The 14430-nt window shown below is 64.7% G+C and carries 14 protein-coding genes; 11 read left to right on the top strand and 3 right to left on the bottom strand.

Going from position 1 to position 14430, the window contains the following annotated elements:
- Positions 1 to 1103: molybdopterin-dependent oxidoreductase (locus J0I79_RS31660; protein ID WP_292868974.1), on the top strand; the 1103-nt coding region annotated here is incomplete at its 5' end.
- A gap of 101 nt (positions 1104 to 1204) precedes the next feature.
- Entirely contained in the window at positions 1205 to 2014 is an 810-nt protein-coding gene (gene speB / locus J0I79_RS31665; protein ID WP_292868977.1) for an agmatinase, read from the top strand.
- A gap of 17 nt (positions 2015 to 2031) precedes the next feature.
- On the opposite strand, the gene J0I79_RS31670 is transcribed toward speB, so the two are convergent.
- Both J0I79_RS31670 and J0I79_RS31675 read right to left on the bottom strand, forming a co-directional pair.
- Positions 2032 to 3174, bottom strand: a complete 1143-nt coding sequence (locus J0I79_RS31670) for an NAD(P)/FAD-dependent oxidoreductase (RefSeq protein WP_292868980.1) — start codon at positions 3172 to 3174, stop codon at positions 2032 to 2034.
- A 61-nt stretch (positions 3175 to 3235) separates the two neighbouring features.
- The gene (locus J0I79_RS31675) at positions 3236 to 3715 is read right to left on the bottom strand and encodes an Lrp/AsnC family transcriptional regulator (RefSeq protein ID WP_292868983.1); all 480 of its coding nucleotides are present in this window, start codon (positions 3713 to 3715) and stop codon (positions 3236 to 3238) included.
- 103 nt (positions 3716 to 3818) lie between these two features.
- Here J0I79_RS31675 and J0I79_RS31680 point away from each other — a divergent pair, with 103 nt between their 5' ends.
- The 9 genes from J0I79_RS31680 to J0I79_RS31720 all read left to right on the top strand — a co-directional run bounded on the left by J0I79_RS31680 (position 3819) and on the right by J0I79_RS31720 (position 14007).
- Positions 3819 to 5030 carry a diaminopropionate ammonia-lyase gene (locus tag J0I79_RS31680; RefSeq protein WP_292868986.1) on the top strand — a complete coding sequence of 404 codons (1212 nt, stop codon included), beginning with the start codon at positions 3819 to 3821 and terminating at the stop codon, positions 5028 to 5030.
- Positions 5027 to 6271 (top strand): Zn-dependent hydrolase, encoded by a 1245-nt coding sequence (locus J0I79_RS31685; RefSeq protein WP_292868989.1) that lies wholly within the window; start codon positions 5027 to 5029, stop codon positions 6269 to 6271. The genes J0I79_RS31680 and J0I79_RS31685 overlap by 4 nt, the downstream gene beginning before the upstream one ends.
- The gene (locus tag J0I79_RS31690; protein WP_292868992.1) at positions 6264 to 7424 is read left to right on the top strand and encodes a M20 aminoacylase family protein; all 1161 of its coding nucleotides are present in this window, start codon (positions 6264 to 6266) and stop codon (positions 7422 to 7424) included. Before J0I79_RS31685 ends, J0I79_RS31690 begins: the two co-directional genes overlap by 8 nt.
- A 282-nt stretch (positions 7425 to 7706) precedes the next feature.
- Positions 7707 to 7907: a hypothetical protein gene (locus tag J0I79_RS31695; RefSeq protein WP_292868995.1), complete on the top strand. Its 201-nt coding sequence runs from the start codon at positions 7707 to 7709 to the stop codon at positions 7905 to 7907.
- Positions 7908 to 8039: 132 nt separating this feature from the next.
- Positions 8040 to 10133 (top strand): ATP-dependent helicase, encoded by a 2094-nt coding sequence (locus J0I79_RS31700; protein ID WP_292868998.1) that lies wholly within the window; start codon positions 8040 to 8042, stop codon positions 10131 to 10133.
- A 7-nt stretch (positions 10134 to 10140) separates the two neighbouring features.
- A complete protein-coding gene (dapB, locus tag J0I79_RS31705; RefSeq protein ID WP_292869001.1) occupies positions 10141 to 10920 on the top strand; it encodes a 4-hydroxy-tetrahydrodipicolinate reductase in 780 nt (259 codons plus the stop codon).
- Between the two features lie 172 nt (positions 10921 to 11092).
- Complete coding sequence (locus J0I79_RS31710; protein WP_292869004.1) at positions 11093 to 12106, top strand: ABC transporter substrate-binding protein; 1014 nt, start codon at positions 11093 to 11095, stop codon at positions 12104 to 12106.
- A 157-nt stretch (positions 12107 to 12263) separates the two neighbouring features.
- The gene (locus J0I79_RS31715; RefSeq protein WP_292869007.1) at positions 12264 to 13118 is read left to right on the top strand and encodes an ABC transporter ATP-binding protein; all 855 of its coding nucleotides are present in this window, start codon (positions 12264 to 12266) and stop codon (positions 13116 to 13118) included.
- Between the two features lie 13 nt (positions 13119 to 13131).
- The gene (locus tag J0I79_RS31720) at positions 13132 to 14007 is read left to right on the top strand and encodes an ABC transporter permease (protein ID WP_292869010.1); all 876 of its coding nucleotides are present in this window, start codon (positions 13132 to 13134) and stop codon (positions 14005 to 14007) included.
- 4 nt (positions 14008 to 14011) lie between these two features.
- On the opposite strand, the gene J0I79_RS31725 is transcribed toward J0I79_RS31720, so the two are convergent.
- The coding region (locus J0I79_RS31725) for a HAMP domain-containing sensor histidine kinase (RefSeq protein WP_292869013.1) at positions 14012 to 14430 on the bottom strand (419 nt) is incomplete at its 5' end.

Below are 14430 nucleotides of genomic sequence, written 5' to 3' on the forward strand. Positions count from 1 at the left end.
CAAATTCCGGCATCTTCAAGCTCAACCAGGATGTGCTGGAAGGCTCGAGGATGCGCGATCCCTCGATCCGCTATCTCGACCATTCGCGCATCGGCCCGGTTCTGACCGGCCCGAGCGACGCGCTCTATGGCGCCCCACCCGTGCCGGCGATGCTGATCCCGACCACCAATCCGGTGAATGTCGCGCCGGAGCAGAGGCTGGTGAAGCAAGGCTTTCTGCGCGACGACCTGTTCACCTGCGTGCACGAGCAGTTCATGACCGATACGGCCAAGCTTGCCGATGTCGTGCTGCCGGCGACGATGTTCGTCGAGCATGACGACATCTACAAGGGCGGCGGCAACCAGCACATCACGCTCGGCCCAAAACTGATCGAGCCGCCAGAAGGGCCGCGCACCAACCATTTCGTCATCGAGGAACTGGCCAGGCGTCTTGGCGTCGCCGATCGCCCGGGCTTCGGCCTGACCGAGCAGCAGCATATCGACATCATTCTGGGCAAGCGCGGGCTGGGCAGCTTCGACAGCCTGAAGGAACAGAAGTGGGTCGACCTGCAGCCCGACTTCGATACCGCGCATTTCATCCGGGGGTTTGGCCATGTGGATGGCAAGTTCCGCTTCCGCGCCGACTGGACCGGGCAGGCGGCTCCCAACCGGCCGCCAAGGAGCATGGGCTTGTTCGGCCCGGTGGCACGCCTGCCTGAATTTCCCGACCACGTCGATCTGATCGAGGTTGCCGACGAGGCGCATCCGTTCCGGCTGACGACCTCGCCGGCGCGCAATTTCCTCAACTCGACCTTTGCCGAGACGCCGGTGTCGAAGGCCAAGGAAGGCCGTCCCGAACTGCTTCTCCATCCTGATGACGCCGCCGCGCAGGGGCTGGCGGACGGCGACCGCGTCGAGGTCGGCAACCAGCGCGGAGAAGTGGTGCTGCACGCAAAGCTGTTCGACGGCATCAAGCGCGGTGTGGTCATCGCCGAAGGCATCTGGCCGAACAGCGCGCATGAGCGTGGCGAAGGCATCAATGTGTTGACCGGCGCCGACGCGCCGGCGCCCTATGGCGGCGCCGCTTTCCACGACAACAAGGTCTGGCTGCGCAAGGCGGCGTAGCCGACAGGAATATCCCTGCGATTCCGTGGCCCAAAGGTGTCGTCGCAACCGCCGTCTTGCGCGGGTATCGAGAGCGTTTTCAGCATTGGGGGAGGAATTCGATGGCAGGTGCGATTTCGCTGCTCGGCATACCGCATGACGAGAACTCGTCCTATCTGCGTGGCGCGGCGAAGGCGCCGGCATTGATCCGTCGGGAACTGCATTCCGACGCCTACAGTTCCTGGAGTGAAACCGGCTTTGACCTGACCGGCCGCTTCGTCGACCATGGCGACATCGATTTCGCGCAACCCGGCGACCCATGGGAGCGGATAGAGAGCGAGGTCGGCCGCGCTTTGGATGTCGGCCATCCGCTGATCAGCCTGGGCGGCGACCATGCGATCTCCTGGCCGGTGCTGCGTGCGGTGCGCCGACGCCACCCCGACCTGACGATCGTCCATATCGACGCGCACCCCGACATCTACCATACCTATGACGACAACCCGCGTTCGCACACATCGCCCTTCGCACGCGTCATGGAAGAACAGCTTGCAAGCCGGCTGATCCAGATCGGCCTGCGCACCGTCAACGACCACCACCGGGATCAGTTCAGGCGTTTCGGCGTCGAGGTGGTGGAGGCGGCGCGGTTCCATGAGGCGCTACGGCTCGACCTCAAGACGCCGGTCTATATCTCCATGGATCTCGATGGGCTCGATCCTGCCTTCGCGCCCGGCGTCTCGCACCGTGAACCAGGCGGGTTGTCGACCCGGCAGGTCATCAATCTGATTCAAAGCATCAACCAGACGGTCGTTGCCGCTGATATCGTTGAATACAATCCGGACCAGGACTTCTCCAATGTGACGGCACTCGTCGCCGCCAAGCTGACGAAGGAGATCGCCGGCGTGATGCTGAGAACGTCGCCCATGGCGAATTGACTAAGCGCGGCGCGAAACTATACCGGCAGGGCTTCGGTCGCTTTTTTCCTGTTGTGCCGCTGGCGGATGTCGTCGGCGATCGCCTGGGCTTCGATCCCGATTTCGCGCAGCAAGCCGGTGACCGCGTTGTGGAAGCCGACGAGATAGAGGCCGAGATCCGAAGCTAGCGCATTGACGCCGCTGGGTCCGGGCTCGATGCCGGGTTCGAGAAAGCGGGCATAACCTGGCCGATAGCCGGTGGCGAAGACGATGGCGTCGAAGTCGCCCTGCTTGCCGTCGACGAAGCGGGCGCCGCGTTCGGATATTTCGGCGATGTCGGGCGCGACCTTGATCATCCCCTCACGGATCTTGCCGATGGTGCCGACGTCGATGACCGGAATGCGCGATGCCAGCGCGATCTGCTGCAGCAAGCCTTGCTTCGGCCGTGTCAGCCCAAACTTCTCCAGCCTGCCCTGCACCAGGTCGAGGATGATCGGGAACAGGGCGTCATTGACGCGCTGCGGCCCAAATCGCGTCGCCATGCCGACCATCTGGATCGGCACGCCGAACAGTTCGCGCGGCACGATATGAACGCCGCCGCGCACCGAGATCGTCGGCCGTGCTCCGCCTTCCGCCAGATCGAGCGCGATTTCCGCGCCGGTGTTGCCCATGCCGACGACCAGCACCGACTGGCCGGCAAAAGGCGCGGGGTTGCGATAGTCGGCGCTGTGCAGCATGTAGCCCTTGAAGGTTTCGATGCCGGCAAATCCAGGCTTCAACGGCTCGGCATTGTAGCCGGACGCGATCACCACATGCCATGCGCGCAAGCTGCCGGAGGTCGCTTCCACGCGCCAGCCGCGCCCGTCCCGGACGATCGACCGCACCGTTTCGCCGAAGCGGGGTTCGATATCGAAGCGCCGCGCATAGCTGTCGAGATATTCGACGAACAGATCGCGTGGCACATAACGTGGGTAATCCCTGGGGAAGGGGACGAAAGGCAGCGAGGAGTAACGTTTGGTCGTGTGCAGATGCACGCGCTCATAGTGGCGGCGCCAGGCTGGCGCGGCCTGTTGCTCCTTTTCGAGCATGACGAAATCCAGCCCGGCCTGCCGAAGGCAGGCGGCAACCGCCAGGCCGGCGGGTCCGGCGCCGATGATCGCAACCGGGGTGCTGTCCTGCAAGCGCGCCTCCGCCGTCATTCGCCGGCGCACAATGTCAGAAACCCAGTGAGGAGGCCATCGCTCATCCGGGTAACGGCACCGTCAGCCCAACCTTGACGCGGTCCATGGCGACGAAGGTGCGGAACTTCCGCACATTGTTGCTGCCGAAGAACAGTTTTCGCGTCAGCGCTTCGTAGGCGGCCATGTCGGCCACGGTGATGACGAGAATGAAGTCGGCCTCGCCGGTGACGTAATAGCATTGCTGAACTTCGGGTGTGGCCGAGAATTGCCGCTTGGCCGCGTCGATCAGTTCCGTGCGCTCGCTCTCCAGCTCCACCTCGACGAAGATGGTGATCGGCTGGCCGACGGCCGCCGGCTCGATTATCGCGACATTGCCGGCGATGACGCCTGACTGTTCCATGCGCTTGATGCGCCGTTGCACAGCTGGCGCCGACAGGTTCACCGCTTCGCCGATCAGCCGCTGAGGGGTCGTGTTGTCCCGCTGCAGCACCGCAAGGATGGCGAGGTCGAAACTGTCGAGAGCGGGCGGTGAGGGTGGCAATGCTGACCTCTGGCGAAACAAACTTGCATTCAGAAGGCTCAAATACAGCGCTCTTTGCGCCCGTCATGCAATATGTTCTCGCTGATCGCCACGGAGGCCGCCAGTGTTCCTGCTCAACGGCAATGACTTGTATCGCCAGCCGCTTGCCGTGGCCGACGCCGAAACCCTCGGGATTGCCGGCGCGGACACGGTCGAGCGCTTTCTAGCCCATCGCGACAATCACGTGATGACCCCGCTGCACGCGTTGCCGGCGTTGGCGGGCGAACTCGGTCTCGCCGCGCTGCATGTCAAGGACGAGGGCTTTCGTCTCGGCCTCGGCAGTTTCAAGGCGCTGGGTGGCGCCTACGCAGTCTTCCGGCTGGTGCTGGAGGAGGCGGGAAAGCGGCTCGGCCGCGCTGTCGATGTCGGCGATCTCGATCGGCCCGATGTGCGTGCCGTTGCCGCGACCATGACGGTCGCCTGCGCCACCGACGGCAATCACGGCCGCTCGGTCGCGCAGGGCGCCGAGCTCGCCGGCGCCAAGGCCGTGATCTTTGTCCATGCCGGGGTCAGCGACGAACGGATATCGGCGATAGCCCGCTATGGCGCACGGATGGTTCGCGTCGACGGCAATTACGACGACTCGGTCAGGCAGGCCGCCAAGGTCTCGGCCGAGAAGGGCTGGACCGTGGTTTCGGACACATCGTGGCCGGGTTATGAACGCATACCGGGCCTGGTGATGCAGGGCTACACCGCGATCGTGCGCGAAGCGTTGCGGCAGCTGTGCGAGCCGCCCACCCATGTCTTCGTCCAAGCCGGTGTCGGTGGCATTGCCGCCGCAGTGGCCGGCCATCTCGCCATCGTGCTTGGTGATGACGCAAGGCCAGTCTTCACCGTGGTTGAGCCCGCGCGGGCGGCCTGCGTTGTGGCGGCCGCGCGGGCAGGACATGTGGTCAAGGTGGCGCATGACCAGCCCACGGTGATGGCCATGCTCGAGTGTTACGAGGCCTCGCTGGTTGCCTGGCGCGTGCTGGCGCGCGCTGCCGACGCCTTCATGACCGTGGACGAAGAGGATGCGGTTGCGGTGATGCGACGTCTGGCACGGCCGGCTGGCGGCGATCCGGTGATCGTCGCTGGCGAAAGCGGCGGTGTCGGCCTTGCCGGGTTGATCCGCGCGGTCGCCGACAACAGAGCCGAGCTCGGGCTCGACAGCAAATCGCGCGTGCTGGTGATCAACACCGAGGGCGCCACCGATCCGCGTCGCTATGCCGAACTCGTCGGTATCGACCCGGCCGATGTGCTGGCCGGCAAACTGGCTGTCGGCGCGGTGTCATGATCGCCATCGACGAACAGCGCCTGCTTGGCCGCATCCACGAACTCGGCGCTGTCGGCCGGGACGGCGAGGGCAGGCTGATCCGCTTGGCTGCTTCCGATGCCGACAGGCAGGGCCGCGACCTCTTCGTGGGCTGGCTGCGCCAGGCGGGCCTCGATGTCGCCATCGACCGCATCGGCAATATTTTCGGCATCTGGCAGACCCCGGACAATGCCGGCCAGGCCCCTGTGTTTATCGGCTCGCACATCGACACGGTCATCGACGCCGGCATTTATGACGGCTGCTACGGCGTGCTCGCCGGGCTGGAAGTCATCGAGACGCTGAAGGCTTCGGGTCTGGTCCCGTCGCGTCCGCTCGCCGTCGCCGCCTTCACCAATGAGGAGGGCGTGCGCTTTTCTCCGGATATGATGGGATCGCTGGTCCATGCCGGCGGCATGGGCGTCGAGGCGGCACTTGCCGCGATCGGAACGGACGGCAAGACGCTTGGAGCCGAACTCGCCCGCATCGGCTATGCGGGCGAGTATGAGCCAGGCTTCCTCAAGCCGCATGTCTATGTCGAGCTGCATATCGAACAGGGGCCGGTCCTGGAGCGCGAAGGCATCCCGATCGGCGCGGTGGAAAACCTGCAAGGAATCTCCTGGCAGCGCGTCACCCTCGATGGCGTCGCCAATCATGCCGGCACCACGCCGATGTCGATGCGCAGGGATGCCGGATATGCCGCGGCCCGCGTGGCCACCTTCCTGCATGATCAGGCGGCGGCTTCCAATTCGCCGACGGTTGCCACCATCGGCACGATGCGCTTCGAGCCGAACGCCATCAACGTCATTCCGTCGCGCGCCGTCTTCACCGTCGACCTGCGCGATCCCGACGAGCTGCGCCTGCAGGCGCACGAGGCGGCGCTGTCGGCTTTCCTGGAACAGGTCGCTGCCGAGGGCATCGCGGTGACGGTCGAAAGGCTGGCGCGCTTCGAGCCCGTCGTCTTCGACAGGCAGGTCGTCGAACTAATCGAGAGAGCCGCGAGGAAGCGCGGGCTCGCCTCCAGGCGCATGACCTCCGGCGCCGGCCATGACGCGCAGATGATGGCGCGCATCGCGCCGGCGGCGATGATCTTCGTGCCGAGCGCCGGAGGCATCAGCCACAATCCGCGAGAGCACACTGAGGATGCCGAGCTTGTCGCCGGAGCCAATGTCCTGCTTGATGTGGTCGCCGAGCTTGTCGGGACGGAGGGGCGCGGAAATGGCTGAACTCGATCACCGAACGCTGAACGACGAAATGACCGCCTGGCGGCGCGACCTGCATGCCCATCCCGAATTCGGCTTCGAGGAAAAGCGCACCGCCGCCTTCGTCGCGGCCAAGTTGCGCGAGTTCGGCCTGGACGATGTCGCCGAAGGGATAGGCGGCACCGGCGTCGTCGGCACGCTGAAGCGAGGCAGCGGCAATCGTGCGATCGCGCTGCGGGCCGACATGGATGCACTGCGCATATCCGAGCAGTCAGCCCTGCCGTACCGCTCGGGCAACCCCGGAATCATGCATGCCTGCGGTCACGACGGCCATACCGCCATGCTGCTTGGCGCGGCGAAGCTTCTGGCCGCGGAAGGCGGCTTCGATGGCACCGTGCGTTTCATCTTCCAGCCGGCGGAGGAATGGGGCAGGGGCGCGCTGGCCATGCTCGACGATGGCCTGATGCAACGCTTTCCCTTCGACGAGATTTTCGGCCTGCACAACATGCCTGGCCTGCCTGTCGGGCACTTCGAGACCCGCGCGGGGCCGGTGATGTCGGCCGAGGATAATTTCGAGATCATGTTAAGAGGTCAGGGCGGCCACGCGGCGCGCCCGCATTCCGGCAACGAGACGCTGGTCGCCGCCTGCGCGCTCGTGACTAATTTGCAGACCATCGTCTCGCGCCGGCTGAGCCCCGCGGACATATCGGTCGTTTCGGTGACCGAACTCATCACTGACGGCACCCGCAACGCGCTGCCCGGCCTTGCCCGCATCCTTGGCGATGCACGCAGTTTCCGCCCCGAGGTCAGCGCCGAGATCGAGCGCCAGATGCGCATCATCGCCGAAGGCATCGCCGCCGCTTACAATGTTGCCGCCGAGATCAGCTACACCAGGGAATTCGTGCCGTTGCGCAACGATGCCGAGCTGGTCGAGGCCGCCTTCGCCGCCGCGAGCCATGTCTTCGAACCCGGCAATATCGCCACCGCCCGTGAACCGATGACGGCGTCGGAGGATTTCGCCCGCTTTCTCGACCATGTACCGGGCTGTTTCGTCTTCCTCGGCAATGGCGAGGCCTCCGCGCCGCTGCACAACCCGACCTACGACTTTAACGACGAAGGCCTGTTGTTCGGCGCCAACTTCCACGTCGCCATCATCAGGCAACGGCTGGGGATTTGAGAGCAATATGCCCTTTTCAATAGCTTTTGCGGGGAAAAATCGTTTTCGGAGATGCCGGCGCCCTTGATCCCGCATGACGGTGGGGCAAGACTCAGCTAGCTTTGGCCTTGCGGCGGACCTGATATCCGCCAGGCCGGCGCTATCAGATTACCTCCCAAGCGGCGCCGGCCTTCTTCCCCCGAAATCAGCGCTAAATTAGCGTTCGTTAAATTTCGAATATTCGCACTTGCGGGAAGTTAGGGTCTTTGCGGCTATGCTGCAGGCCTTCGGGGGTGAAGACACATGCGCGGGCGGAGCTGGATAAAGGCATTGCGCCAGGATGAGGCGAGGCAGGTACGTGCGCGCATCGCCGAGCTCGAAAGACGGTTGACGACCGGCACGCAGGCCGGTGGCCGCCAGCAGCGGCACGAAGCAGGGCACGAATTGCGCAACGCGAAATTCCGCCTGGAGCGGCTCGAGGAATGCATCGCCGCGATGCCCTGAGTTTCCACCCGCAACCCTTTCCATGACCCGCGCCAACCGCTCTACCTGTAGCGCCGCGCCACATTGGCGCCGCCGCGCGATCCGCGCCGCTTCTCCAGTTGCGAACAAAGCGGAAACGATGCTTGATGGGCGATGAACCTCGCCGCTCATGATTCGACCTTTCTGGAAGAGGCTGCCCAGCCTGCCTATCTCGCCCGGCTGAACGATGCCCAGCGTCTGGCGGTGGAGCATGGCGATGGCGGGATCGCAGGCCCGCTGCTGATCATAGCCGGCGCGGGCTCGGGCAAGACCAACACGCTGGCGCATCGTGTCGCCCATCTTGTCGTCAAGGGGGCCGACCCGCGCCGTATCCTGCTGATGACCTTTTCACGCCGGGCCGCGTCCGAAATGGCCAAGCGTGTCGAGCGCATCGCCGGCGAGGTGCTTGGCCGTGATGCCGCGGTGGTCGCGGACGCGCTGACCTGGGCCGGCACCTTTCACGGCATCGGCGCGCGGCTGTTGCGTGACTATGCGCTGGAGATCGGCCTCGACCCGGCCTTCACCATCCATGACCGCGAGGATTCCGCCGACCTGATGAATCTCGTCCGCCACGAACTCGGCTTCTCCAGGACGGAAGCGCGGTTTCCAACCAAGGGCACCTGCCTTGCCATCTATTCGCGCGCCGTCAACGCGCAGGCGCCGCTTGGCGAAGTGCTGGGGGCGGCTTTCCCCTGGTGCGCCGGCTGGGCCGACCAACTGAAGCAGCTTTTCGCGGGCTATGTCGAGGCCAAGCAGGCGCAGAACGTGCTCGATTATGACGACCTGCTGCTCTACTGGGCGCAGATGGCGGCCGAGCCCGAGATCGCGGCCCATCTGGGTGAGCGCTTCGACCATGTGCTGGTCGACGAGTACCAGGACACCAACCGCCTGCAGGCCTCGATCCTGATGGCGTTGAAGCCCGACGGCGCCGGGCTGACCGTGGTCGGCGACGACGCCCAGTCGATCTATTCGTTCCGTGCCGCCGAGGTGCGCAACATCCTCGACTTTCCAAATCAGTTCGCGCGAACCGCCGATGTGGTGATGCTGGAACGCAACTACCGCTCGACGGAGACCATTCTGGCCGCCGCCAATGCGGTGATCGGCGAGGCCTCGGAGCGTTTCACCAAGAACCTGTGGTCTGAGCGCAAATCCGCCGACAAGCCGAGGCTGGTGAGCGTGCGGGACGAGGTCGAGCAGGCGAATTTCGTCTGCGACGCCATCCTGGCCGAGCGTGAGGTGGGCACGGCGCTGAAGTCGCAGGCGGTGCTGTTCCGCGCTTCTCACCACAGCGGGCCGCTGGAGATCGAACTGACGCGGCGCAACATTCCCTTCGTCAAGTTCGGCGGCTTGAAGTTCCTCGATGCCGCGCATGTCAAGGACGTGCTGGCGGTACTGCGCTTCGCCGAAAATCCGCGCGACCGCGTTGCCGGGTTTCGCGTTTTGCAACTGATGCCGGGCATCGGTCCTTCCGCCGCCGGGCAGATTGTCGAGACCATGACTTCGGCGCTCGACGAGGCCATGGGACTGGCCGGTTGGCGACCGCCGCAGCGCGCGGCGGACGACTGGCCGGCTTTCGTCTCGCTCTATTCCGGCCTGCGCGCCGGCGCCAAATGGCCGGCCGATCTCGAACGGATCAGGCTGTGGTACGAACCGCATCTGGAGCGCATCCATGAAGACGCGACGACGCGCCGGGCCGACTTGCTGCAGCTCGAGCAGATCGGCTCGGCCTATGCCTCGCGCGAACGGTTCCTGACCGAACTGACCCTCGATCCGCCTGACGCCACCAGCGACCAGGCGGGGCCGCCGCACCGCGACGAGGATTATCTGATCCTGTCGACCATCCATTCGGCCAAGGGCCAGGAATGGAAAAACGTCTTCGTGCTCAACACGGTCGATGGCTGTATTCCGGCCGATCTCGGCGTCGGCACCAAGGAAGACATAGAGGAGGAGCGCCGGCTGCTCTATGTGGCGATGACGCGGGCCAAGGACAGCCTCAACCTGGTGATGCCGCAGCGCTTCTTTCCGCATGGCCAGGCCGCTCGCGGCGACCGCCATCTCTATGCCTCGCGCACCCGCTTCATTCCGGCCTCGATCCTTTCCGCCTTCCAGCAGGTCTCATGGCCAGGCGCGCAGGCCGCGCAGGGCAGGGCGGCTCGGCCGGAGGTGCGCGTCGACATCGGCGCGCGCATGCGCGGCATGTGGAAATAGCCGGGCCATGCCGCGACCGCCGATCAGGATCGCCATATCAGGCGCGCTCGGCCGCATGGGCCGTCAGATGACGGAAGCGGTACAGGCGGACTCACGGTTGGCGCTCACAGCCCGTTTCCACCGCCCTGGCAGCGTTGGCGAAGGACTGGTCGGCCGTGACGAGGCGCTTGCCGTGGCCGACGTGGTCATCGACTTCACCACGCCGGCCGCTTCCGCGGAATTGGCCCGCTTTTGCGCCGGTCATGGTGGGCCCGCCCTGGTGATCGGATCAACCGGTTTCGATGCCGTGGAACTGGCCGATATCGCCAGCGCCGCGAGAACGATTGCCATTGTCCGGTCAGGCAGCTTTTCGCTCGGGCTGAACATGCTGCTCGGATTGGTCGAGCGGGCGGCGAGCGCGCTCGAGCCCGATGACTGGGACGCCGAGATTTTCGAGGCCCATCACCGCCACAAGATCGATGCGCCGTCCGGCACCGCGCTGATGCTGGGGCAAGCCGCGGCCAAGGGGCGCGGCGTTGAACTGGATGCGGTTGCCAGAAGGGTGCGCAATGGGGTCACCGGTGCGCGCCCGGCCGGCGAGATCGGCTTTGCCGTGGCGCGCGGCGGCGGCATCGTCGGCGAACACAGCGTCAGCTTCTGCGCCGAGGGCGAAACCGTGACCCTGGCGCATGCGGCCGGCGATCGCACCATGTTCGCGCGCGGCGCCATTGCCGCCGCACTCTGGGTCGCCGGAAGGCCGCCTGGCGAGTACGACATGCTCGACGTGCTGGGTTTGGCCGCTTCATGAGCGGATGACGACGTTTTTCATTTCCACAGCCGCCAGAACGACTGAAAGCCAGCTGAAAGCTTGGACATGCCATGACGGTTGCGCGGCGTTTGCCGTGTGACCGGTTCGGGAGCGGCCGGCAGGAGGAAATTCGGCGCAGCAAATGACGCGCCGCCCAAGTGGAGGAAAATTCGTGACCGGTTTCATCTCGAAATGCATTTTGCGTTCAGCAGCGCTTACGCTTGCCATCGTGGCGACAGGCGCGACAGCGGCGTCCGCCGCTGACAAGATCACCATCATCGTCGGCGGCATGGAAAAGCAGATCTATCTGCCGGCCGTCCTGACCCAACAGCTCGGCTACTTCAAGGATGAAGGGCTCGATGTCGAACTGGTCAATTCGCGCGCCGGCGTCGAGGCGGAGAATGAATTGCTGGCGGGCGCGGTGCAGGGTGTTGTCGGCTTCTACGACCACACGGTCGATCTGCAGTCGAAGGGCAAATACATCCAGTCGATCGTTCAGTTCAGCCAGGCGCCTGGCGAGGTGGAACTGGTTTCGGCCAAGCATCCGGAGATCAAGTCGCCTGCCGATTTCAAGGGCGCGACGCTCGGCGTCACCGGGCTCGGCTCCTCGACCGATTTCCTCACGCAGTATCTTGCCGTGCGCAACGGCCTGAAGCCGGGCGACTATACGCTGCTGCCCGTCGGGGCCGGCAACACCTTCATCGCCGCGATCAAGCAGGACCAGATCCAGGCCGGCATGACCACCGAGCCGACCATCGCGCAAATGCTGAAGACCGGCGAGGCAAGCGTGCTGGTCGACATGCGCACGCCCGAAAAGACCAGGGAAGCGCTCGGCGGCGACTATCCGGCGGCCTCGTTCTACGTCCAGTCCTCCTGGGTCGAGGGCCACAAGGACGAAGCACAGAAGCTCGCCAATGCCTTCGTCAAGACGATGAAGTTCATTGCCAGCCATTCGGCCGAGGAGATCGCCGACAAGATGCCGAAGGACTATTATGCCGGCAACAAGGACCTCTACATCCAGGGCCTCGCTGGCGGCAAGGCGCAGTTCACCCCTGACGGCCGCATGCCGGCTGACGGCCCCGAGACTGTGCTGAAGGTGCTCTCGACCTTCTCCAAGAGCCTGCAGGGAAAGCAGATCGACCTGTCGAAAACCTTCACGACGGAATTCGTCGACGCAGCCAAGTAAGCGCCAGCGGGTGAGGACGGATCTTCTGGTCCGTCCTTGAAAAACAACAAGTTGCGCCGGCTGCCTGAATCAATCTGGCAGCCGCGCCCGACGCCGGCGAAGGGCTCGCCACAAGCAGCCCGCAAGCATCCCAGCACCATCGTCACAGGAGTGTGCCATGCAATTGCAATCCATGGCGGCGGAGAAACTGTCTCCGGCCGCGCCGCCGGCAGATGCCGCGATCGCGATCGACGACGTGACCTTGCGTTTCGTGACGCCCGACGGTCACATGATGACGGCAATCCGCGATTTCACCATGACCGTCGCGCGCGGCGAGTTCGCCTGCGTCGTCGGGCCGACGGGCTGCGGCAAGTCGACGACGCTCAATCTCGTCACCGGGCTCCTGCGGCCGACAACAGGCAATGTCCGCGTCATGGGCAATCCGGTCACTGACATCAGTCGCGACATCGGCTTCGTCTTCCAGGCGGATGCGCTTTTCCCCTGGCGCAGCGTCATCGACAATGTCGCCGCCGGTCCGCTCTATCGCGGCACGCCGAAGGCCGAGGCCCTTGAGCGGGCACGCGACTGGATCGCCCGCGTCGGTCTCGCGCGCTTCGAAAAGCACTATCCGCATCAGCTCTCGGGCGGCATGCGCAAGCGCGTGGCGCTCGCCCAGACCTTCATCAACCAGCCCAAGATTCTGCTCATGGACGAGCCGTTCAGCGCGCTGGACATGCAGACCCGCACCGCCATGCAGGACGAACTGCTTGGGCTGTGGTCGGAGCAGAAATCCTCCGTTGTCTTCGTCACTCACGACCTGGAGGAGGCTGTGGCGCTGGCCGACAAGGTGTATGTGCTTACCGCTGGCCCCGGCACGGTCAAAAGCGTCTATCGCATCGACCTGCCGCGCCCACGTGTCATGGCCGACATCCGCTACGACCCGAAATTCATCGAGATCGCCAAGGTGATCTGGAACGACCTGCGCGAGGAAGTGCAGCTCGGCCAGAGCCGTGGCCTTCAGACCGGCCATTGAGAGGAGAACAGCCATGACTGCCATCTCTTCGACCGACCGGGCCACCGCGCGGGAAGCCTCGATCGCTGTTGCCGAAGCCAGGGCAAGGGCGCGGCTGCGGCGCCGTTATGCGCTGGTCATCGGTCTGCGCCTCGCGATCCTGATTGTCTTCCTCGGCCTTTGGGAACTCGGTGCCGACTACAATTTCATCGATCCGTTCTTCTTCTCCAGCCCGTCCGGTATCTGGCAGCAGATCTGGTCATGGGTCACCGAGGGCACCTCGCAGGGGCCGCTCTGGCTGCAGATGTACGTGACGCTGGAGGAAACCTTCCTCGGCTTCGTCATCGGCGCGCTCGGTGGTATTGCCGCAGGCATCATCCTTGGCCGCAACCGGCTCTTGGCCGATGTCTTCTCCATCTACATCAAGATCGCTAACTCCGTGCCGCGTGTGGTGCTTGGTTCGGTCTTCATCATCGCGCTCGGCCTTGGAATGGCTTCCAAGGTGGCGCTTGCCGTGGTGATGGTGTTCTTCGTCGTCTTCGCTAATGCCTTCCAGGGGGTGCGCGAGGCCGACAGGGCAATGATCGCCAACGCCCGGATCCTTGGCGCTTCGCCATGGCAGATCACCACCACCGTCATCATCCCCTCGGCGATGAGCTGGATCCTGGCGAGCCTCCACGTCAGCTTCGGCTTCGCGCTGGTGGGTGCCGTGGTCGGTGAGTTCCTCGGCGCCAAGCAGGGCATGGGTCTCTTGATCTCGACCGCGCAGGGCGCCTTCAATGCCAATGGCGTGTTCGCCGCCATGATCATTCTGGCCGTCATGGCGCTGGTGGTTGAGTTCATCATCACCCGCTTCGAGAATTATGTCGTGAAATGGCGGCCGGCGCCGTTCAACGAGCAGGGAGCGTGAGAAGCTAGGCCAGGGGCAGCCGGACTTCGACGACCAGGCCGCCGGCCGCACCATCACTCAGGGTGACGCGGCCGCCTGCATTGTCGACCACCTCGCGCACAATGGCCAGTCCAAGACCACTGCCTTCCTCGGTCGAACCGGCGACGCGATAGAAGCGCTCGAAGACGTGGTTCCGCTCATCCGCCGGAATGCCGGGTCCATCATCGGCAACAATCAGAACGGCTTCGCCATCGGCGGCGCTCAGCCGCACCGTCACGCTGCCCCCGCTTGCCGAATAGCGCAATGCGTTGTCGACAAGGTTTACGACCATCTCGCGCAGCATGGTGCCGTCGCCGATGACATTCACCGGCCCAGCTTCTTCCAGGCCGAGATCGATGCCGCGAGCAATCGCCATCGGTGCCTGCGTCTCCAGAACGTGCTTTG

This window comes from Mesorhizobium sp. (assembly GCF_017306585.1).
In the GTDB taxonomy this organism is placed as follows: domain Bacteria; phylum Pseudomonadota; class Alphaproteobacteria; order Rhizobiales; family Rhizobiaceae; genus Mesorhizobium.